The sequence below is a fragment of the Leifsonia poae genome (genome assembly GCF_020009625.1).
In the GTDB taxonomy this organism is placed as follows: Bacteria; Actinomycetota; Actinomycetes; order Actinomycetales; family Microbacteriaceae; genus Leifsonia; species Leifsonia poae_A.
Window position 1 is genome coordinate 2,215,245 of record NZ_JAIHLP010000002.1, and the last position, 20,160, is coordinate 2,235,404.

The 20,160-nt window shown below is 65.5% G+C and carries 16 protein-coding genes; 4 read left to right on the plus strand and 12 right to left on the minus strand.

Annotated elements, in window-relative coordinates:
- The first annotated feature begins 34 nt into the window (after positions 1 to 34).
- Positions 35 to 685 (plus strand): hypothetical protein, encoded by a 651-nt coding sequence (locus K5L49_RS11205; RefSeq protein WP_223692777.1) that lies wholly within the window; start codon positions 35 to 37, stop codon positions 683 to 685.
- Positions 686 to 739: 54 nt separating this feature from the next.
- Here K5L49_RS11205 and K5L49_RS11210 read toward each other — a convergent pair whose 3' ends face one another.
- From K5L49_RS11210 to K5L49_RS11230, 5 genes are read right to left on the minus strand one after another with little or no spacing between them, the layout of a single operon-like run.
- Complete coding sequence (locus tag K5L49_RS11210) at positions 740 to 3,070, minus strand: beta-glucosidase family protein (RefSeq protein WP_223692779.1); 2,331 nt, start codon at positions 3,068 to 3,070, stop codon at positions 740 to 742.
- The gene (locus K5L49_RS11215) at positions 3,067 to 4,167 is read right to left on the minus strand and encodes a LacI family DNA-binding transcriptional regulator (RefSeq protein WP_223692781.1); all 1,101 of its coding nucleotides are present in this window, start codon (positions 4,165 to 4,167) and stop codon (positions 3,067 to 3,069) included. Before K5L49_RS11215 ends, K5L49_RS11210 begins: the two co-directional genes overlap by 4 nt.
- The gene (locus K5L49_RS11220) at positions 4,164 to 5,054 is read right to left on the minus strand and encodes a carbohydrate ABC transporter permease (protein WP_223692782.1); all 891 of its coding nucleotides are present in this window, start codon (positions 5,052 to 5,054) and stop codon (positions 4,164 to 4,166) included. Before K5L49_RS11220 ends, K5L49_RS11215 begins: the two co-directional genes overlap by 4 nt.
- Complete coding sequence (locus K5L49_RS11225) at positions 5,054 to 5,962, minus strand: carbohydrate ABC transporter permease (RefSeq protein ID WP_223692784.1); 909 nt, start codon at positions 5,960 to 5,962, stop codon at positions 5,054 to 5,056. The genes K5L49_RS11220 and K5L49_RS11225 overlap by 1 nt, the downstream gene beginning before the upstream one ends.
- Before the next feature lie 4 nt (positions 5,963 to 5,966).
- Entirely contained in the window at positions 5,967 to 7,280 is a 1,314-nt protein-coding gene (locus tag K5L49_RS11230) for an extracellular solute-binding protein (RefSeq protein WP_223692785.1), read from the minus strand.
- A gap of 305 nt (positions 7,281 to 7,585) precedes the next feature.
- On the opposite strand from K5L49_RS11230, the gene K5L49_RS11235 reads away from it, so the two are divergent.
- Positions 7,586 to 10,567, plus strand: a complete 2,982-nt coding sequence (locus tag K5L49_RS11235; RefSeq protein WP_223692787.1) for a carbohydrate-binding protein — start codon at positions 7,586 to 7,588, stop codon at positions 10,565 to 10,567.
- Positions 10,568 to 10,794: 227 nt separating this feature from the next.
- Positions 10,795 to 11,331, plus strand: a complete 537-nt coding sequence (locus tag K5L49_RS11240) for a hypothetical protein (protein ID WP_223692789.1) — start codon at positions 10,795 to 10,797, stop codon at positions 11,329 to 11,331.
- Positions 11,332 to 11,400: 69 nt separating this feature from the next.
- Here K5L49_RS11240 and K5L49_RS11245 read toward each other — a convergent pair whose 3' ends face one another.
- Both K5L49_RS11245 and K5L49_RS11250 read right to left on the minus strand, forming a co-directional pair.
- Positions 11,401 to 12,417: an aldo/keto reductase gene (locus K5L49_RS11245; RefSeq protein ID WP_223692791.1), complete on the minus strand. Its 1,017-nt coding sequence runs from the start codon at positions 12,415 to 12,417 to the stop codon at positions 11,401 to 11,403.
- A 110-nt stretch (positions 12,418 to 12,527) separates the two neighbouring features.
- Positions 12,528 to 12,956, minus strand: a complete 429-nt coding sequence (locus tag K5L49_RS11250) for a pyridoxamine 5'-phosphate oxidase family protein (protein WP_223692792.1) — start codon at positions 12,954 to 12,956, stop codon at positions 12,528 to 12,530.
- Positions 12,957 to 13,068: 112 nt separating this feature from the next.
- Here K5L49_RS11250 and K5L49_RS11255 point away from each other — a divergent pair, with 112 nt between their 5' ends.
- Complete coding sequence (locus tag K5L49_RS11255; RefSeq protein ID WP_223692794.1) at positions 13,069 to 13,359, plus strand: DUF1905 domain-containing protein; 291 nt, start codon at positions 13,069 to 13,071, stop codon at positions 13,357 to 13,359.
- Between the two features lie 74 nt (positions 13,360 to 13,433).
- On the opposite strand, the gene K5L49_RS11260 is transcribed toward K5L49_RS11255, so the two are convergent.
- The 5 genes from K5L49_RS11260 to K5L49_RS11280 form a co-directional block, all read right to left on the minus strand.
- Positions 13,434 to 14,609 (minus strand): glycoside hydrolase family 1 protein, encoded by a 1,176-nt coding sequence (locus K5L49_RS11260; protein ID WP_223692796.1) that lies wholly within the window; start codon positions 14,607 to 14,609, stop codon positions 13,434 to 13,436.
- Positions 14,610 to 14,688: 79 nt separating this feature from the next.
- On the minus strand, positions 14,689 to 16,383 hold the full coding sequence (locus K5L49_RS11265) for an ABC transporter ATP-binding protein (protein WP_223692798.1): 1,695 nt from the start codon (positions 16,381 to 16,383) through the stop codon (positions 14,689 to 14,691).
- Positions 16,380 to 17,333 carry an ABC transporter permease gene (locus K5L49_RS11270; protein WP_223692800.1) on the minus strand — a complete coding sequence of 318 codons (954 nt, stop codon included), beginning with the start codon at positions 17,331 to 17,333 and terminating at the stop codon, positions 16,380 to 16,382. Before K5L49_RS11270 ends, K5L49_RS11265 begins: the two co-directional genes overlap by 4 nt.
- Complete coding sequence (locus K5L49_RS11275; RefSeq protein ID WP_223692802.1) at positions 17,330 to 18,310, minus strand: ABC transporter permease; 981 nt, start codon at positions 18,308 to 18,310, stop codon at positions 17,330 to 17,332. Before K5L49_RS11275 ends, K5L49_RS11270 begins: the two co-directional genes overlap by 4 nt.
- Before the next feature lie 4 nt (positions 18,311 to 18,314).
- Entirely contained in the window at positions 18,315 to 20,036 is a 1,722-nt protein-coding gene (locus K5L49_RS11280) for an ABC transporter substrate-binding protein (RefSeq protein WP_223692804.1), read from the minus strand.
- Between the last annotated feature and the right edge of the window lie 124 nt (positions 20,037 to 20,160).

Here is a 20,160-nt window from a genome sequence, read left to right on the forward strand (position 1 = left end):
ACATGCGATATCCGCTGCCACCTAGAGTGCTTCTATGAGTTGTTCGGGAGCAGATCTCACGTGCGAGGTGGCGAGAGTCGCCGATGCGTTATCCGGATTCGACTGGGACGGCTTCACGGCAACGCTTCTTGCCACCATCGTTGGTGCCGCGGTGGCCGCCCTGGTCAGCATCTACCTCTACCGCCACGAACTTCGCACTCGGCGGCGTGGTGATGTTGACGCCGGGGTAGTCGCGCTCATCCGTGCAATCCAAGCATTCACACGCGACTACGCCATGTTCCAGTCAACGTTGAAAGCGCGGGCGCACCAGTCGCTGTTAGCGGTAAAGAACGGGTGGGATGAGCGCATCGTCGTCACGCCTGAGCCTGACCGCGCCGAGCTTGATACCGCCGTCGAGGCGCTAGTGGTGATGACCAACAAGAAGGAACGGGTCGTCGCCGAACGCGTCCGGCAAGTCCTCTACGAACTGAACTTCATCAAGGACGCGGAACAGGCTGCGTTGGAGTTCCACGCGGTGCGCCGCGTCCTAGTGGCATGGAGGGCGACGAAACGTTCCGACGAGGAAACGATTCGGAATTTGAACGTCATCGACGCGCGCAGACAGATCCTCGAACAGGGCACCGACACTGCACTTCCCGCGCCGCCGGAGCCGTATGTGAGGACGCCCTTCACCCTCGCCGAATAGATGGAATTCCCGACCGCTGACGCCGATAACAGCCCGCGGTCGGGAAACTTGACGTCAGCGCGAAAGCGTCGCTTCGCTGCCGACCGAGTATCGGCGAGCAGCCGGGGTGTACCGTGTCTCTCCGCTGAGGACGACGGACACAGACCTGCCGTCGTCGGCAGCGTCTTGCGCGACCGTGAAGATCAACTCGCCTGCCTCAACCTGACGCCGCAGCTCTCGCCCCGTGAACCCGAGCACGTCAGTGTGGACCTCGAACGTGACCTCGGCGCTCTGCCCCGGCTCAAGGAACACCCGACGCGACGCCAACCGCGCCCGAACTGGGCGGGTGACCGACGCGACCGGGTCGCTCAGATAGAGCTGCGGAATGTGCCACGCGGAACGACTACCGACGTTCGCGATCGCCGCGGTGACGCGCACTTCCCCGTCCGTTTCGATCTCTTCGCGATCGACTCGGGCGTCGTCGATCGTCAGCTGCGAGTAAGACAAGCCGTAGCCGAACGGGTACGCCGGCGTGGGGTCGATGTTGCTGACCCCGTCGCTACGCAGCGCGAGCGGAGCGGCGAGGTAGGTGCCTGGCTGGCTTGCCCTGCCGCCCGGAATCTGGACTGGCAGCCGACCGGAGGGTTCGACTCGCCCGGAGAGAACACCAGCGATGGCCGAAGCGCCCTCCTCGCCGGGAAAGAAGACCTGCAGGGCGGCAGCTGCGCGGCTCGCGGCATCTCCGATCGCATACGGTCGGCCGGAGACAACCAGCAGGATCACGTTGCTGCTTGCTTCCAAGACGCGGTCAACCAACTGGGTCTGCACGCCAGGAAGCTCAAGCGTGGTCACATCACAGCCTTCGCCCGACGTTCCGTTACCGAACATGCCGGAACGATCGCCTACGACGAGGATCGTGATGTCCGCCGAAGCTGCCGCGGCAACCGCGGCGTCTATTCCACCGAGATCCGTCCCACTGATGGAAGTTCCTTGCTCGTAACTGATCGAGCTGCCCGGATATTCGGCTCGGACGCCCTCGAGGATCGTGGGAGCGTCGATACCGATTCCGACCTCGGGGTGGCCAGCGACGACATGGTTCGGGAACGAGTAGCAGCCGAACAGGCAGCCGGCGTCGTCAGCTCCCGGGCCGATGACCGCGATGGACGGCGCCGCGGCAAGGGGCAGCAGCTGGGTGTCGTTCTGGAGCAGAATGACCGACTCTTCGGCAACCCTTCGGGCGATGTCGCGATTGCGTGGAGAGTCAAGGTCAATCTCAGGAAGTCCGTCGATCTCGGGTGCCCAGGAGGGGTCCAGCAGCCCGAGTTCCGCCTTCTGTCGGATGACACGGAGAGCCGCCACATCGATTGCGCTCTCCTGCAGACGACCATCGCCGACCGCCTCGAGCAGGTCGTCGTTGAACCCGAGCGTGTGCGGCAGCTCGACGTCCATCCCCGCCTTCAACGATTGGATCCCGGCGTCGGTGATCGTCGATGCGACGCGGTGGGTGGACTGCAGGAACGGGATCGCCCAGTAGTCGGAGACCACCGTCCCTTCGAAACCCCACTCGTCACGCAAAAGGTTCGTGAGGAGTCGAGCGTCAGCGGCCGGCGGTACCCCATCCACATCGGCATACGAGTTCATGACCGAGCGCACCTTGCCTTCAATCACGGCGCGCGCGAACGGGGGAAGGACGACGTCCGCGAACTCCCGCGACCCCATCGACACGGGCGCGTGGTTGCGGGCGCCGCGGGAGGCTGAGTAGCCGGCGAAGTGTTTGAGCGTTGCGATCAGCCCGGACGACTGAAGCCCTCTGACGTAAGCGGTGGCAAGCTCGCCGACAAGGGTGGGGTCCTCACCGAGCGTCTCTTCGACGCGCCCCCACCGGTAGTCACGCACCACGTCCAACACCGGCGAGAGACCCTGATGGATGCCGAGGGAGCGCATGTCTTCGCCGATGGCTGCCGCCATCTCTTCCACGAGCTCAGGGTCGTTGGTCGCTGCCCATGCCAGCGGTGTCGGATACACGGTCGCGGTCCACGCGGTGAAGCCCGTCAGGCACTCTTCGTGAGCGATCGCCGGGATGCGGAACCGGTTTGCCTCCATCACCCGGTTCTGCAGCTCAACGAGTTTGCTGCGCCCGGCACGCACTTCGATCGGCGCCGTTCCGAACGGTCGGGTGATCTGGCCGAGACCGTCTTTGACCGCATCGTCGAATGGTTCAGCCCGCAGCAGGGTGTCCTGCATGGGTGCCACGTCCCCGCCCGCCCCTTCGGCGTCCGGCCAAGTGCTGCCCAACTGCTGCAGTTTCTCCCTCAGGGACATCTGCTGAAGCAGTGCCGCGGCTCGTTCGTCTGGCGATCGTGTGGGGTCGCGCCACAGCTCGGTCGTCTCATCGGCGATAGTCATTGCGTTCCGTTCTGAGCAGAGGAAAAGGCGGCGGGCCGAATCGTCTCCGGCGGAGTGGTTGTTGAGGCGCGGACAACGAGCTCCGTGGAGAGTTCGATCCGTTTGGTCACCAACGCTTCGCCGCGTGCGAGGCGCAGCAGCGTTGACAGGGCTGTCCGCCCGATGTCCGCGATCGGCTGGTGGACCGCCGTCAAGGGAGGCGTGGAGATCGACGCGATGTGGGTGTCGTCGAAGCCGACCACGCTGAGGTCGTCAGGCACGGTGAGCCCGGCTCGCCGAGCAGCCTCGAGCACACCAGTCGCGCTGACGTCGCTTCCGGCGAAGATCGCTGTTGGACGGTCGTCGCTGGCGAGGATGGCTGTGGCAGCGCTCAGGCCGTGATCGAACGTGTAGCCGCCTCGCGGGACTGCGGTGGCATCGACGGCGATGCCGTCCTCGGCCATCGCCGCCGCCCAACCGTGAGCGCGGGCAAGGTCGCAGGCAGCACCTTCGGGACCGCCAATGTACGCGATCCGGGTGTGGCCAAGTTCAAGCAGGTGACGTGTCGCGGCGTACGCGCCTTGCCAGTTCGTCGCACCAATACTGGGAATCGACGTTCTCGGGACATCGATCGGGTCGACGAGAACCATCTGCAGACCGACAGCGCGAAGCGCCTTCGCGCGCTCAGCAGAGTACGCACTCGTGAGCTCGATCACGCCGCTCCGACCGGACCGGGCGAGCTTCTGCGCCCACGGCACGGGATCGCGCCGTTCGACGCCGGTGAGGTTCCTCAGCGTCACACCGACATCGAACTTGCCCGCAGCGTCCATGACGCCCTGCAGGAAAGTGGAGATGTACGGGTTGGCGATGTCCTTGGAGTCCAACAGAAGCTCGACGCTGATCTCGCCGCGTGTCATGGTGCTCTGCTGACGTTCGCCGATGCTGACGTAGCCGAGTTCTCCGATCGCCTCCTGAACACGTTTGCGGGTGTCGGTTCCGACTCCGGTGCGACCGTTCACGACCTTCGACACCGTACCGATCGACACGCCGGCTGCGCGAGCAACCGCTGTCAGCGTCGTGCGATGGCCTCCGGGTATCGTCACCTCAGTTCGGGTCATTTCCCGAATCCTGCCGTAATACCGGCGACGAGCTGTCGCCTGCCAACCAGGTACAGCGCGAAGATCGGCAGGGTCGAAAGCACAACTGCCGCGAGAGTTGCCGGGATGTTCACGCTGAACTGGCCCTGGAATGTCCACAGCGACAGCGGAAGGGTTCGTTTGTCCGGACTCTGAGTGAGGACCAGGGGGAAGAGGAACCCGTTCCAGACGGTCAGCGCGTCGTAGATGACCACGGTGATCAACGCCGGACGGGACAGCGGCGCCACCAGGGAGACGAGCATCCTCCAGTTCGATGCGCCGTCGACCCGCATCGACTCGAACAACTCGTTCGGCAGGTCACGCAAGAAGTTGCTGAGGACCAACACGGTCAACGGGATAGCGAACCCGATGGACGGCAGGATCAGAGCGAGTAGCGAGTCGTACAGGCCCACTTTGCTCATCATGTAGAACAGCGGAATGATCGTCGCCTGTAGTGGGACCGCCAACCCGATGAGGAAGATCGTGAAACCGATCCGGGTGAACCGCGTGTTCGAGCGGACGATGGCGTAGGCGGCACCCAAACTCAGCAACACGGTTACCGCGACGCTGACGATCGTGACGACAGCACTGTTAAAGAGGTAGAGGAAGAAGTCGCTCTGCAGCACAAGCCCGTACTGGTCGAGCGTCGGGTTCGCCGGGGGAAGCAACTGGTTTGAGGAGTAGAACCCTTCCTGCGGCCGGATGCTGGTGATCACGATGTAGTAGATCGGGAGGATGATCACAGCAAGCCAGATGTACCCGCCGATCGCGCCGAGAATGTTCGGTCGTTTCGAGGTACGGCTTGTGCGCGGTGCCGCGCGGCGCGAGCTGGCGACGTCGCGGGTTTTGGGCTGCGTGAGCGCGCTCATCATGCCCCTTCCTGCTGGCTGGACATGCGGTTGAAGCCGCTGAATTTGGTGAGCACGAGCGAGACGACCAGGCCGATTACGGCGAGGATGATCGCCAGCACACTCGCGGTGCCGAACTGTCCGGCGGAGAACCCAGTGACGTACATGTTGATCGGGAGGATGTTGATCGAGTCCGACGGCACCCCACCGGTGAGGATGAACACGACATCGAAGTAGGTCAAGGAGCCCGTGATCATCAGGGTCGACGAGGTAATGATCGTGTACTTCAGCTGCGGCAGGGTGATGGAGAAGAACTGCTGCATCCGGGAGGCGCCGTCGATCTGCGCGGCTTCGTAGAGACTGGCCGGGATCTGACGGGCGCCGCCTTGGTACAGGAGCGTGTGGAACGGAACGAACTGCCAGGCGATGACGAATACAACGACGGGCAGGATCAGGGCCGGTGAGCCGAGCCAGTTCTGCTTCAGCCACGGAAGACCCAGCGAGTCGGCGAGCCCGAAGTTCGGGTCGAGGATCGCCTTGAAAGCGATACCGATCGCCGCCGAAGACAGGATGAGCGGCACGAAGTAGATCGCCGCCAGGAAGGCGCGGTACCGCTGACGTCCGGCGACGAAAACTCCCAACAGCAGACTGATCGGAGTCTGGAAGATCCAGGACAGGACGACGACCTCAAGCGTCAGCAGGAGGGAGTGCCAGGTGCCGTTATCCGCGAGTACTTGCGCCCAGTTGTCCAGGCCCACATAGGTCGGACTGGAGATCGCGTCCCATGTGGTCAGGCTGAGCCACAGCGCAACGACGAGGGGGACGATAGCGAACAGGGCGAAAACAGCAAGAGCCGGAACCAGGTACCAGCCGGACGGGCCGGCGGAGCGCAGTCGCGCCCCGCCGGCCTTGATGGTGCTTGACGACATGGAGTTACTTGCCGATCGTCTCGTTCATCGCGTCGGAGAACTGCTTCGGCGTGATCTGCTTGCTGAACAGCTTGTCCAGGTTGGTCAGAAGGGCAGTCGCCTGAGCGGACGGCAGTGCCTGGTCCCAGGACATCTGGAAGCTCGGCGCCTGATCGATCAGCGAGGCGGTCTGCCCGAGGAACGAGTCCGTGCCGCCTTCGATGAGGTTCGACACGCCCTTGATGGGCGGAACCTGGCCGCTGTCGAGCAGTCGCTTGGTGTACGCGTCGTCGAAGACACCCTTGGTGAGGAAGTCGACTGCGTCCTTCTTCTGCTGCTCCGACGCGTTTGCGGACACCGAGAAGTAGCCGGAGACGTTGCCGACAATGTCCTTCGGGTCGCCCTTTCCACCATCGACGGCAGGGAAGTTCGTGTAGCCGAGTCCGGACTTGGTGAAGTCTGCGGCGCCGGACTGGAAGGAACCGTACGCCCACGCGCCCTGGAGCAGCATTGCGGCCTTGCCCGTGTAGAGAAGGGCAACGTCTGCATTGCTGTCAGCGACGACCGAGTTGAAGTCGCTGCCGAACGCGCCTGCGTCTACCAGCTGCTGGATCATCGTGTTCGCCTTGATGATGCCGGGGTCGCTCCAGGCGTCCTTCTTGCCCTCCTCAACAGCCTTGAAGGCGTCCGGGCCGGCGACACGGTCGACGAGGTACTCCTCCCACATCAGTTCCGGCCACTTGCTGCCACCGGCGAGGGCGAAGGGGAGAACGCCAGCGCTCTTGAGCTTCGGGATGGCGGCCAGGATGTCATCCCAGGTCTTGGGGACGTCGATGCCCGCCTTGTCCAGAACATCCTTGTTGAAGTACAGCAGCACCGGGTAGGAGGGGTCCATCGGGACGGCGTACGTCTTACCGTCAACGACGCCGAGGTTCCAGACGGAGTCGTTGTACTTGTCCTTGACAGACGCCGTGTCCTTCGTCAGGTCGGCGACCTTGCCCGCCTTGACGTAGTTCTCGAGGGTGCCGCCCGCCCAGCTGTAGATGATGGTCGGGGCGGACCCGGCGCCGACCGCCGTCTTGATCTTGGTCTTGTAGGCGTCGTTCGCGAAGTACTGAGCAGTGATCTTCTGCTTCGGGTTGGCGTCGTTCCACGCCTTCACGGCCGGCTCGACGACACCGGTCTGATCTCCGGTCAGTGCCCACAACGTGGTCGGCCCGCTCGCGCTTCCGCTGCCAGAGGAGCATGCGGTGAGTGCGCCAGCGAGGGCGACCGTGGTGAGGATGGCAACGGACGCGGCACGCGTCCGACGTCGCCGCAAGGGATTGCTACGAGGCATCGTTGGCTCTCTTTCAAGTGTGCTGTATGCAGGTTCGAGACGGTCGAGGTCCGTCTACTTCGGGTTGTCGAGTTGACCGTAGTTCGACCGCGAAAGCCCACGCAAACAAATCGGCCAATACGGAAAAGTTTTCGTGATTTGAATGTTCCCCTCGGCGATATCGCATGCGAACGCTACTGCGATGGCGAAAGGTTTTCCGTTTCCTTGGTTCGGGCATGGGCAATGGTCGAAACTGACGGCGCTACACCCCCCTCACCGAAGGAGCCGCAACGATGCGACGAACATTACGAAGCACCCTCGCGTCCGTGACAGCTGTAGGTGCTGTTCTCGGCGCGACCCTGGTTGGAGGGATGAGCGCCTCGGCATATCAGCCCACCGCTCAGACGCTCTACCCGGCGCAAAGCGCCTCCAACTGCAACAAGTACCCGTGTGTGCTCTATCCAAAGTCCGCCCAGCTGCCGAGTGGTCGTCTGGTGGCCGGTTTCGAGGACTCGCAGGGTGCCGTCGTGGGCCAGAAGCTGCCGCTTTTCAAGAGCGACGACTACGGCACGAGCTGGCAGAAGCTGACCGACATCGCACCACCGGCCTCTCTCAGCAGCGACCCGAAGTACGCCCCCTACACCAGCAACTGGACGAACCCGTTCTTCTACGTCCTCCCCCAGGACCTCGGAAACCTCAAAGCGGGCACCCTTCTCCTGGCGGATGTCGTCTCGGGGGACGACATCGCACCGAACCCGTCCGGCAACGGCAACCGCCAGAACATCGCCATCGCGCTGTACTCAAGCACCGACCAGGGACAGACGTGGAGCATGGTGGACATCGTCGCCACCGGACCGAACCAGGCACAGGACCCTGTGTGGGAGCCCTACCTGATGATGTACCAGGGGAAGTTGGTCGTCTACTACTCGGACGAGAACGACTACCTGGGCTACGACCCGACCACCGGCGTGCCCATCCTCGACCCCGCGAACGCTACCGCCCCCGACTCGGGCGGCCAGATCCTGGCCCACAAAACCTGGGACGGTGTCGGCGCTTGGAGCTCACCCGTGGTGGATGTCTCCGGGATCACCACGAACATGGGCAACGGCAAGACTGAAATCGGCGGCGGTCGCCCAGGCATGACCAACATCGTGCCGACCACGGACGGCAAATGGCTGCTGACCTACGAGTACTGGGCCGGCGGCAACAACGTTCGATACAAGATCGCCGATGACCCGCTGAAGTTCTTCGCCGACGGGGACCCCGCCGGAAAGCAGATCAACTCCCTGCCGGTAACCAGCTCAAAGACCCTGGCACTCGGCGGAAGCCCGGTACTGATCCGCCTGCCCGACGGACGACTGGTTTACAACGCCGCCGGTAGCGGCGACGTCTGGGTCAACGCCTCCGGCAGCAGCACCGGCGCGTGGAAGGAATACCAGACACCGCTTCCGTCCGGGTACAGTCGCAACCTGCAGTACGTGCAGGGCACCGGCCGACTGGAAATCCTGCAAGCGTCGTGGGGCAGCAACGCTGTCGGCCCCGTACGCTTCGGAGACGTCGACCTGGGACATTCCGATGGTGCCTACTACTCCATCGTCAATCGCCAGACCGGTCAGGTGCTCAGCGCCGCGGCAGACAAGACCCAGGACGCCAACCTCACCGGCGACATCCCCGACATCATCAGCTGGGCCGACAACCCGGCGAATGACACGCAGCGCTGGCACCTCACGCATCGGGCTGGAAGCGTCACCCTTCTCAACAAGGCCGGCGGTCGTTCAGTTGGCATCTGGCAAGGATCGGCTGTCGCAGGCTCGAAACTCACCCAGTGGGTCGACGACGGAGGGACCGACAAGAACTGGACCCTCGTCGCGTCCAGCGATGGCTACGTCAAGCTGCAGTCGGTCAAGAACCCGCAGATGTACGTGACCGGCGCCACCGCAGGTTCAAACGTGACCGTCCAGTCGGCCATCTCCACCACCGGCAACCCGAGCGCCGACTACGCGCAGCAGTGGAAGCTCGTCCAGCAGGCACCACAGCCGGCTGACCTGACCAGCGCCCGCCAGCTGTCCTCGCTGATCAGCACAGACACGGTCACACCCGGCAGCACAGTCGCACTCAACGCCGCCGTGGCGGGCACCGCCAACGCTGCATCCCACGCGAACGTCAGCGGTCACGCTTACGCCGTCGCAGCCAGCGGAACGGTCACCGACCTGGGCACCGTTCCGTTCGACGCGAACGAAACTGGTTCGGTTGTGGTGCCGGCCTCGCTCGGAACCGGGTCGTTTCAGATCGCGGTCGCCTTCGACGACACCCCGTTGATCTGGGATACGGTCACCATCGCCGACAAGGTCGCGCAGACGATCAGCTTCGACCCGATCGCCGACGCAACCGTCGGGGACGCCGACTTCACCATCAACCCTGCGTCCAGCGCAGGACTTCCAGTCACCATCACCAGTACAGGGCCCTGCTCAGTCAGCGGAAACACCGTCCATGTGACGGGCGTCGGCACATGTACAGTCACCGCATCCCAGGACGGTGACGCTTCGCACACGGCTGCAGATCCGGTGACCCAGGAGTTCGCCGTCGGGAAAGCAGTTCCTACCGTCAACGCTCCCGCCGTCTCCGCAGCATGGGGAACCTCGGCGAAGGTGACTGTCACGGTGAGTTCCGCCGCGGCTGAGGCCTCCGGGACGGTTGCCGTGACGGAAGGCTCCACCAGTCGCGGAACGGCAACGTTGGCGAACGGTCAGGCCACTTTCGATCTGCCCGTCGGGCTTGCCGGCGGGCAGCACAGCCTGACCGTCAGCTACCAGGGGAACGAGAACCTCACGGCTGCCACCGCAGACACAACCGTCACGGTGACGCTTCCCACCGCGTGGGACCCGGCCGCCACGTACGGCGCGGGCAACACGGTCAGCTACAACGGCCAGGTCTACACGGCGCTCTGGTACTCGAAAGGCGAGGTGCCCGGCTCCAGCAATACTGGTGCCTGGCAGCAGATCGCAATCGCTGAGGACGGTGGCACTGTATGGACGGCATCTCGCGTGTTCAACGCCGGAGACAAGGTGAACTACCAGGGCAAGACATTCCTGGCCACCTGGTACACCCGCAACGAGGCACCGGGCAGTGCAACCGGCCCCTGGCAGGAAATCGCCTCCACGTCCGACGGAGTGGCGGTCTGGACTCCGTCACGCATCTTCAACACCGGTGACGTAGTCGTCTACAACGGCCAGAAGTACACCGCGCGTTGGTACAGCCGAAACCAGGTACCAACAACTCCGAACGGAGCCTGGGCGGCCGTCAACTAACACCGCACGAGGAATCGGCCCCGGACACAAGACTGTTCGGGGCCGATTTCTCGTTTCCAGGACCGATGCCGAAGACCGGTGGTTCGGACATGCCGCCGCGCCGCATCCAGCGCTCCCACGGACGACTTGCTCGGAGAATTTGTGGACGTGGCGACCGGCCATGAGGTCGTGAACACTACTATGTATGCATTGCTGAATTTCCATCTGGAGGCTGACTGTGAGTGCTCGTGCCCTGGTTGGTCGGCGCATTCGTGATGACCGTCGCCGTCGCCGCCATCTACGTGGGCCTGCAACAGCTCAATCGTTCCAGCGCCGACGATGCGGGCCAGCGGCTCGCCTCCGAGGTCGCGTCGGCGGGCGCACCCGCCGGAGGTGAGGCCAGGGTCGACCTGGCGAGAAGTCTGCAGCCGTTCTTCGTGATCTACGACCGAGCGGCACGAGCCGTCGCGGGCGACGCCTACCTCGACGGTCGCCTCGCGGAGGTGCCCAGCGGGGTGATCGCGACAGCGTTCGCGAACGGCTCGGACCGCGTGACCTGGCAGCCGCGACCGGGCATCCGGCTCGCGGTCGTCGCTCAGCGCAGCGGCGGACGTGTGATTCTCGCGGGGCAGTCGCTGCGACCCGTCGAAGCCCGAATCGACCGGGTCGGCGCGGCACTCCTCGGCGGGTGGGGTGCAGCCCTGCTGGTGCTGATCGGCGGTGTGACGGCCCAACTCTGGGTGGGGCGGCGACACCCCGCGGTGCCTCACGCGCGAATCGGATAGGCCTGCACGTCGCCACAGGCCCACCTCGCGGCGGACGGGGTTCGCCGCGAGGTGGGCGTTCGCCGGCGCTCAGCGTCGGCGGGCCTCCGGGGTCAGCTCGTGCATGCCGTAGCTGTTGTCGTCGGGGTTGACGGTCAGACCGGGCGGAACGAGTTCGTCGATGCGGTCCAAGATGTCGGGCGTGAGCGTGATCTCCGCGGCCGGGAGGTACGACTCGAGCTGTTCCATCGTGCGCGGGCCTACGATCGCCGAGGTCACGGCGGGGTGGTTGAGCACGAAGGCGATCGCCAGTTCGATGAGGGTCATGCCCGACTCTTCGGCGAGGAGCGCGAGGCCCTCGACGATGTCCAGTTTGCGCTGGTTGGCCGGCGTGCTCATGTCGAACCGGGCGCGGGGCCGCACGGCCGAGGTCGGCGCCCCGGCGGCGTCCTTGCGCCACCGACCGGAGAGCCAACCGCCGCCCAGCGGGCTGTAAGTGAGCGACCCCATGCCGTGCCGACGGATGGCCGGGAGCACGTCTTCCTCGATCCCGCGGACCATGATCGAGTAGGGCGGCTGCTCGGTGACGAACCGTTCCAGGTTGCGCTCGCGGGAGGCCCACTGGGCTTCAACGATCTGCGAGCCCGCGTACGACGAGGAGCCGATGTAGCGCACCTTGCCCTGCCGCACGAGGTCGGTGAGCGCGCTGAGCGTCTCCTCGACGTCTGTGTCGGGGCTGGGGCGGTGCACCTGGTAGAGGTCGATGTGGTCGGTGTTCAGGCGGCGCAGCGAGTCCTCGACCTCGCGCAGGATCCAGAGGCGGGAGCCGCCGCGCCGGTTCTGGTCATCGCCCATCGGCATGAAGAACTTCGTCGCCAGGAAGACATCGTCGCGCCGGCCCTGGATCGCCTCGCCGACGATCTCCTCCGAGACGCCGCCGGAGTAGACGTCGGCGGTGTCGATGAAGTTGATCCCCGCATCCAGCGCCCGATGGATGATGCGGATGGCATCGGCGCGATCGTCGTTGCCCCACGAGCCGAACATCATCGCGCCGAGACAGAGCGGGCTGACCTGCACGCCGGTGCGGCCGAGAGGGCGGTAGTGCATGGCGGTTCTCCTTCAGGTTGAGAGCGCAGATTCTGCGACCATGCGTTCACGGTAGGCCCGTGCGACGGCGGGAGGGAGGGTGCGTCATTACCTGCTTCGCACGCGGAAGGTCACCGCCAGCGGGCTTCGTCGACGACCGCGGGATGCGCGCCCGTATCGTACACACGCACCCAAGCGATCTCGACGGCGACGATCGCGAAATCGTCGTCGAGCGCCCGCGAACCCGGGAACTGTTCGGTGTACGAAGCGCCCAAGGCGAGGCGATCGTCGCCTGTCGCGATCGACGCCGACCCTTCGAGCTGCACAGACAGGTCTCCGTCGGTCCCGACGACGACGGCGACCTCGGAGACGGCCCCGATGTTGGCGATCTTCCTGGAGCCGATCGGGGCGTCGAAGATCAGGGTGCCGTCATCCCGCGCGGTCAGCCCGACCAGGGCAGCCTCAGGGCGCCCCTCGGCGGTGACGGTCGCGACGACACCGATCGCCTGTCGGCGCACGAATTCGGCCACTGCTCGCGGGTCTGCGGGATCGATGCTCACCGTTCCGACCCTAGCCCCCTCGTCGCCGGAGCGACACGGAGATACAGTGCCAACGGTGCCGAGAGGGCACCAGTCCCGGCGCACGACGAACTCTCACGGAGGAGAGCAGACGATGACCGACCTTCCTGCCGCACTCGACCACGCCTTCACCGCACCGATCGGCGTCGACGTGAAGGGCGAGCTCTGGTCGTGCGTCGAGATGCCGGGGTCGGCCGAGTTCTTCGGCACGAAGAAGGCGGTGCGTGTCGACGCCACGATCGACGGCATTTCGCTCACCAGCGTCGGTCTCACGGTCACCGGTCGCGGCGGTCATATGCTCTCGGTCAGCGCCAAACTGCGCAAACAACTCGGCAAGGGGCTCGGTGACCTCGTTACCGTTCACCTGTCGCGGCGGCTGACGTAGCGGGGTCCGGCCAGAACTCATCGACGTCGAACCCACCTCGGGGCATCGGCCGCATCGCACGGGCCCGGGCCCACTCAGGCGAGACCGTTGGAGCGGGCGACCGAACCGAGCCAGGCGAGTGAGGGCTTGGGGGTGCGCGCGAAGGTCGCGCGGTCGACCGCGATGAGACCGAATGTGGGACGGTATCCGCTCGCCCACTCGTAGTTGTCGAGCGCGCTCCAGTGCAGATAGCCCTCGAGTCGGATGCCGTCTTCGATCGTCGCGTGCAGCTCGCGCAGGGCGGCCGCGGTGTAGGCGATGCGGCGTTCGTCGTCTGCCGTCGCGATGCCGTTCTCGGTGATCATCACGGGGACGCCCCCGGAGAGCTCCCAGGCGCTGCGCACGCCCTCGGCCGCCGCAGGCGGGTAGAACTCCCAGCCGGTGAGCGTCGTCTCAACGTCATCGGCGACCGGCAGCGGGCCGTTCGGGCCGATGAAGGTGCGGGTGTAGGCCTGCACGCCCACGAAGTCGTCCCCGGCCGACTGTTCCAGGTACCAGTCGTCGCGCGAGTAGCCGTACTCGCGAAGCATCTCGTCCGCGCCCGGCTCCCCGGTGGAGCGGAAGGCCTGGGTGGCGATGGTCCACCCGCTCTTCAGCCCGGCGACCTGCGACAACACCTCTCGCGATCGGCGGTGCGATGCGAGCAGCGCATCCGCGACGCCGAGGTCGGGATTGGGCAGCCCGAAAGCCACGAGGTTGGCGGCGTCCTCACCGCCGGCGAGCATCGCGGCGATGTTCGGCTCGTTGATCGTACAGACGTAGTCGACACCGTCTGAGACGATCGGCAAGGCCAGTTCGGTGTAGCGCGCGAACAGGTCGGCGGCGTCGGATGCGCGCCAGAAGCCGTCACGTTCGAACCAGCGCGGAACAGTGAAGTGCATCAGCGTCACGACCGGGTTCAGGCCGAACTCGTGGGCCGCGTCGACCATGCGGCGGTAGTGGTCGATCTCAGCACGGGAGACGTAGCCTCGCTCCGGTTCGATCCGCGCCCACTCGACGCTGAACCGGTAAGTGTTGAGGCCGGCGTCGGCGAGCAACCGCATGTCTTCGCGGTAGCGGTGGTAGCTGTCCATGCCGTCGCCGGAGGGTTCCACGATCGAGGTGCCCGGCGTGTGCTCGTGCACCCACCAATTGCTGTTGATGTTGTTGCCTTCGATCTGGTGGGCGGCGGTCGCCGCCCCCCACAGGAAGCCGTCGGGGAAGGTCAGCACGCGTGCTCCAATGTCTTGATGAGGTCGGGCTTCTTGTCGATGTCGGTGACGTTCGGGGTCTCGAACGCGTCGGCGGCCGTCACGCCGGCGCCTGTCTCGCGCGGGCCGGATTGGGCACCGCATCGAGCAGGCCGATCGTGTACGGGTCGGTGGGATGCTGCAGCACGTCGGCAGTGCGGCCACGTTCGACGACGCGGCCGCCGTTCAGCACCATGATGTCGTCGGTCACCAACCGCGCCGAGAGCAGATCGTGTGTGATGTAGAGCATCGAGACACCCCAGCGCTCGCGCAGATTCTCGAGCAGAGCGAGCACTCCGGCCCGCAGCGACACGTCGAGCATCGAGACGGGCTCGTCGGCGATGAGCACCTGCGGGTCGCTGGCGAGCGCCCGGGCGATCACCACTCGCTGACGCTGGCCGCCCGAGAGCTGGTGCGGAAGCTTCGACGCGAACTGTTCGACCGGGGTGAGCCCGACCGTCTCCAGCAGTTCGAGAACCCGGTGGCGGGCCTCCTTGCCATGCAGACCGGTGAAGTTCACGATCGGGCGGGTCAGCGTGTACTCGACGGTGTGCAAGGGGTTCAGTGCCGCATACGGGTCCTGGAAGATCATCTGCACGTTCTTGTGCAGGGTGCGGATGCCCGACCGCCGGAGGCGCGGAACGTCCAACTCGCCGAACCGCACGCTCCCCGACGTCGGTCTCTCGACCCCGGTCACCAGTTTGGCGATCGTGGACTTGCCGCTGCCGGAGGCGCCCACGAGGGCGAGGGACTGCCCCGGCTCGAGCGTGAACGACACAGTGTCGACAGCTGTCACCGGTTTCTCGCCGCGGCGGGGCGGCGGGTAGATCTTCGAGACACCATCGACGACGATGGCCGATTCGGCCGAGCGCCCGTGGCGTGCGGATGCCGTGGAGGTGGCGGCACTGTCGACCGCATCGGCCCGCTCGCGGGCACCGCGGGCCGGGAAGCCGGGCAGCTCGACCACCTCGGCGCGCGGGTCGGCATAGTGGCTGAGGAGCATCCGGGTGTACGGGTCCTGCGGGCTCTCGAGGATGCGGTGGCTCGGCGCATCCTCGACGATCCGGCCGTCGTGCATCACCAGCACACGCTGGGTGGCTTCGAGCACGACGCCGAGGTCGTGGCTGATCAGGATCGCAGTGAAACCCTCGGCGCGCTGCAGCTCGGTGATGGTGTCCATGATGGCGTGCTGAACGAGCACGTCGAGCGCGGTGGTCGGCTCGTCGAACACCATCAGCTGGGGCTCCAGGGAGAGCGCGAGCGCGATCGAGACGCGCTGGCGCATCCCGCCGGACAGCTCGCCCGGGAAGCGCGCGAGCACCGGAGGGGTCAGCCCGACCTTCTCGACGAGCTCGGTCATCCGATCGTCCCAGCGCCCGCGCGGCACATGGCCGTGGGCGCGGAAGATGTCGACGAAGTGGTTGCGGATCGTGCGCACCGGGTTGAGGGCGTTCATGCCCGATTGGAGCACCATCGCGAAGCCGCCCTGCCGCTGGCGGCGCAAGGCCTCCTTGCCGAGCTCGCGGATGTCGTGGCCGCCGAACAGGATCTCGCCGCCGTTGGTGCGGGCGGGCGGCTTCTGCAGCCGGGTCACGGCGAAGCCGAGCGTTGACTTGCCCGACCCCGACTCTCCGACGAGCCCGATGAACTCGCCCGCGCCGACGGTGAACGACACGTGGTCGACCGCCTGCACCGGCCGCTGGCCGGCCGACTCGTAGACGACGGAGAGATCGCGGACCTCGAGGAGCTCGGTCATCGGTCCTTCCTTTCCTCGGTGCGACGACTACCGCGCACGCGGCGGCCTTCCCGCAGGCGCGGGTTGCTGATGGCATCGACACCGAAGTTGACGAGCGTCAGGCTCATCGCGAGCAGCGCGATGCAGAGTCCGGGCGCGAAGAGCAGCGTCCACTGCCCGGTGAGGAGGGCATTCGAGTTCTGCGCCCAGTAGAGGATGGTGCCCCAGCTGACGATCGAGGAGTCACCGAGACCGAGGAACTCCAGCCCGGCCTCCGCGAGGATCGCGCTGGTCGCCGCTCCGAAGAAACTGCCGGTGATCAGCGAGGTCATATTGGGGAGGATCTCGCTGAACACGATCCGGAACGGACGGTCGCCGGAGAACCGGGCGGCGGTGACGAAATCGCGCGACCGCAGCGACTGCGTCTGGCTGCGCAGCACGCGGGCGCCCCACGCCCAACCCGTGATCACGATCACCGTCACGATCATCACCAGGCCTCCGTTCTGCAGGTAGGCGGCGATCACGATCATGAGGGGCAGGCCCGGGATGACGAGGAACAGGTTGACGAAGAAGTTCACGACCTCGGCACCGAAGCCCCGGATGTAGCCCCAGCTCAGACCGATCAGCACGGCGACGACGGTGGAGAGCGCGCCGGCGATGAACCCGACAGCGACGCTGATGCGGGCGCCGTAGATGAGCTGGCTGAGCACATCCTCGCCGGCCGCCGTCGTGCCGAGCCAGTGGGCCGCGCTGGAGTCGGCGTTGCGCGGGAAGCCGTCCTGGCTGGCGCCGTATGGCGCGAGCAGCGGCGCGAAGATCGCGACGAGCACGAAGAACGCGAGGATGATCAGGCCGAGCCTGGCCTTCCAGTTCGACCAGAGCGTCGCGGCGATACGGCCGAGAGCGGCGAACCGGCGCGGCGGGCGCGTGGCATCGGCCGAGATGGATTTGATGTTCTGAGTCGACGTCATCGGCGTGTCCTTGGGTCGAGTACGCCGTACAGGATGTCGACGAGGAAGTTGGCGACGAGCACGCTCACCGTGATGAGCAGGAACAGCGCCTGCATGAGCGGGTAGTCCTGGCCGATCACGGCGTTGAACAGCAGGAAGCCGATACCCGGGTAGCCGAACACCTGCTCGACGAGGATCGATCCGCCGACCACGCCACCGAGCGCGAGCCCGAAGCCGGTCAGGTTGGGCAGGATCGCGTTGCGCGCGGCGTACTTCATCGCGACGGTGCGGCCCTTGAGACCGTTCGCCTCGGCGAAGGTCACGTAGTCATCGCCGAGGGTGTTGATCATGGCGTTGCGCATCCCGAGGATCCAGCCGCCGATCGAGGTGATCAGGATCGTCACCGCCGGCAGCACCGCGTGATACGCCACGTCGACGATGAAGTTCCAGGTGAAAGCCGGTGTCGCCGTCGGACCGAAGGCGCCCGATGTCGGGAACCAGTGCAGCACATAACCGAGGAAGAACAGCAGCAGCAGCGCCGTCCAGAAGTAAGGGAAGGTGCTCGCGAAGGTTCCGGTCAGCGTCGGAAGCGAGTCGAGCCACGTGTTCCGGCGCCAAGCGGCGAGCACGCCGATCAGAGTGCCGATCACGAAGGCCACGATCGTCACGATGCCGAGCAGGACGATCGTGTAGGGGAAAGCCTGACCGACGAGCTCGGAGACCGACTGCGGATAGAAGGTGTAGGAGACACCGAAGTCGAACGTGACGACCTGGTGCAGGTAGCTCACGTACTGATCCCAGAGGTTGCCGCCCGGAACACCGAGCTGGGCCTCGATCGCGTTCTTGGTGGCCTGGGTGACGGGACCGTTCTGCGAGAGTTTCGCGATCGCGGCATCCGTCGGCGAGCCCGGCATGAGCCGCGGGAGCAGGAAGTTGAGGGTGACGGCTGCCCACAGGGTGAGCACGAAGAGGCCGAGTTTTCGCAGTGCGTAGGCCATGGGGCTACTCGCCCTCCTTCCGCAGCTTCAGATGGGTGAAGACCAGCAATGGGGTCTGGTCGTAGGTCTGCGGCGGCGCGTACGGGTTCTTCGCGTCGGGCCATCCGGTGAACTTGGCGTCGTTGTACAGGCCCCAGAGCCCGCCGTAGTACAGACCGATCACGGGCAGCTGGTCGTACACCGTCTGCTGCAAGCGGTAGCTGAGCTGCAGCCGCACCTTCTCATCGGTCGTGGTCTTGTACTGCTGCAGCAGCGCATCCGTCGTCGCGTTCTTGTAGCGGCCGAAGTTGCTCGCCGTGGCAGTGCCGATGGGGGTTGCGAAGGCGCTGTTGAGCAGCCCGTTGTACGCCTGGAAGATGACTCCGCCTCCCATGCCTCCCATCGCGACCTGGAAGTCGCCGTTCTGGATCGCCTGCTGGTATCCCGGTGGCTGCGGCTGCTTGATCGTCACGTCGATGCCCAGGTCGCCGAGCTCCTTGCGCACCTCCTGCACGGCCCGCAGCCAGTCGGTGTACCCGTTGGCCGTGGTGATCGAGAACGAGAACTGTTTGCCCGTGCTGTCGACGAGCTTGCCGCCCTTCTGCGTGTACCCCGCGGAGGCGAACGCAGCCAAAGCGCCTTTGGTGTCCTGTGCGATCAGCCCCTGGTTCGGAATGCTCGGGTCGAGTTCGCTCTTCTGGTTGGGCAGCATCAACCCGGTCTGGCCGGCGGCCGACATATAGCCTTCGGTCGCGGCATCGGCGATCTTGTCGCGGTCGAGCGCCAGGGCGATCCCGCGGCGCACGTCGAGGTTGTCGAACGGCGCGACCGTGAAGTTCGGCATGAGGCTGATCACCCCGCCCGGCGGGAACCAGTACTTGTTGTTCGGGTTCGCCGAGACCCAGGTGCCCTGCACATCGCTCATGAACGCGTACGCCCAGTCGAAGCCTTTGGTCACGATGTCCAGCTGGCTGGTGGAGGCCGGCAGCACCAGGTGTTCGACCTCGATCGTGTCGGCCTGCCAATACATCGGGTTCTTGTTCATCGTGTACTGCTGCGAGGAGAAGTTGCCGAGTGTGTACGGACCGGTGCCGACGGGATTCGGGTCGCGCCAGGTGTCGGGATGCGCCACGTCTTTCCAGATGTGCTGGGGCACCATCAGCGTCTGCGAAATGATGTCGGCCGCCGGGGCGTCTTCCTCTTTGAGGTGGAAGAGCACATGCTGGCCCTTCACCTCGATGGTGTCGATGTGCTGCCACGCGCCCTTGAGGTCGAGGGCGGGGAACTTCTTGATCAGATCGAAGGTGAACTCCACATCGGCCGGCGTGAACGGCTTGCCGTCGGACCAGTCGACACCGCTGCGGATCGTGTAGTCGATCGTCTTCGGGTCGGGCAGCGAGACGGCACTGGCCAGCCACATGGTCTGCTTGCCGTCGAGGACGTTGATGACGGTGAGCGGCTCGTAGATGTAACTGGCCGCGACGCGCTTGTTCACGGCGTACGGGTTGAAGTTGCGCTCCATCATCGGCGTTCCCTTGTCGGCCGCGAGCAGCATCGTGTTCGCGGGGATCGAGGGGTCCTGCTCACTCGTGATCTGGATGGAGCATCCCGAGAGGACGAGTCCGGCTGCGGCGACCGCCGCGAGGACCGCGAGTCGTGCGCGCCGTGTGCGCCGGGGTCGCGCCGGGGTCGCCGGCCGCGCCGACCGGCCCGGCTCTGCGGCCGGATCGTGCTTCGTGTGCGTCATCGCCACCGTCCTTGCTCGTCCGCTCCGTCGGCCCCGACCCGCCTCTCCCCGAGGGAGGCACAGGTCGGCGACCGGTTCGTCGCGGGTGGGTACGGCACCGAGTGTAAGCGCATACATTGACGTT

Bases quoted from the DNA above. Each gene is read 5' to 3' on its own strand.
- K5L49_RS11245 (WP_223692791.1), bottom strand. From the start codon at position 12,417: ATGCACTACCGCCCTCTCGGCCGCACCGGCGTGCAGGTCAGCCCGCTC.
- K5L49_RS11230 (WP_223692785.1), bottom strand. From the start codon at position 7,280: ATGCCTCGTAGCAATCCCTTGCGGCGACGTCGGACGCGTGCCGCGTCC.
- K5L49_RS11205 (WP_223692777.1), top strand. From the start codon at position 35: ATGAGTTGTTCGGGAGCAGATCTCACGTGCGAGGTGGCGAGAGTCGCC.
- K5L49_RS11280 (WP_223692804.1), bottom strand. From the start codon at position 20,036: ATGACGCACACGAAGCACGATCCGGCCGCAGAGCCGGGCCGGTCGGCG.
- K5L49_RS11210 (WP_223692779.1), bottom strand. From the start codon at position 3,070: ATGACTATCGCCGATGAGACGACCGAGCTGTGGCGCGACCCCACACGA.
- K5L49_RS11265 (WP_223692798.1), bottom strand. From the start codon at position 16,383: ATGACCGAGCTCCTCGAGGTCCGCGATCTCTCCGTCGTCTACGAGTCG.
- K5L49_RS11255 (WP_223692794.1), top strand. From the start codon at position 13,069: ATGACCGACCTTCCTGCCGCACTCGACCACGCCTTCACCGCACCGATC.
- K5L49_RS11275 (WP_223692802.1), bottom strand. From the start codon at position 18,310: ATGGCCTACGCACTGCGAAAACTCGGCCTCTTCGTGCTCACCCTGTGG.
- K5L49_RS11215 (WP_223692781.1), bottom strand. From the start codon at position 4,167: ATGACCCGAACTGAGGTGACGATACCCGGAGGCCATCGCACGACGCTG.
- K5L49_RS11225 (WP_223692784.1), bottom strand. From the start codon at position 5,962: ATGTCGTCAAGCACCATCAAGGCCGGCGGGGCGCGACTGCGCTCCGCC.
- K5L49_RS11270 (WP_223692800.1), bottom strand. From the start codon at position 17,333: ATGACGTCGACTCAGAACATCAAATCCATCTCGGCCGATGCCACGCGC.
- K5L49_RS11220 (WP_223692782.1), bottom strand. From the start codon at position 5,054: ATGAGCGCGCTCACGCAGCCCAAAACCCGCGACGTCGCCAGCTCGCGC.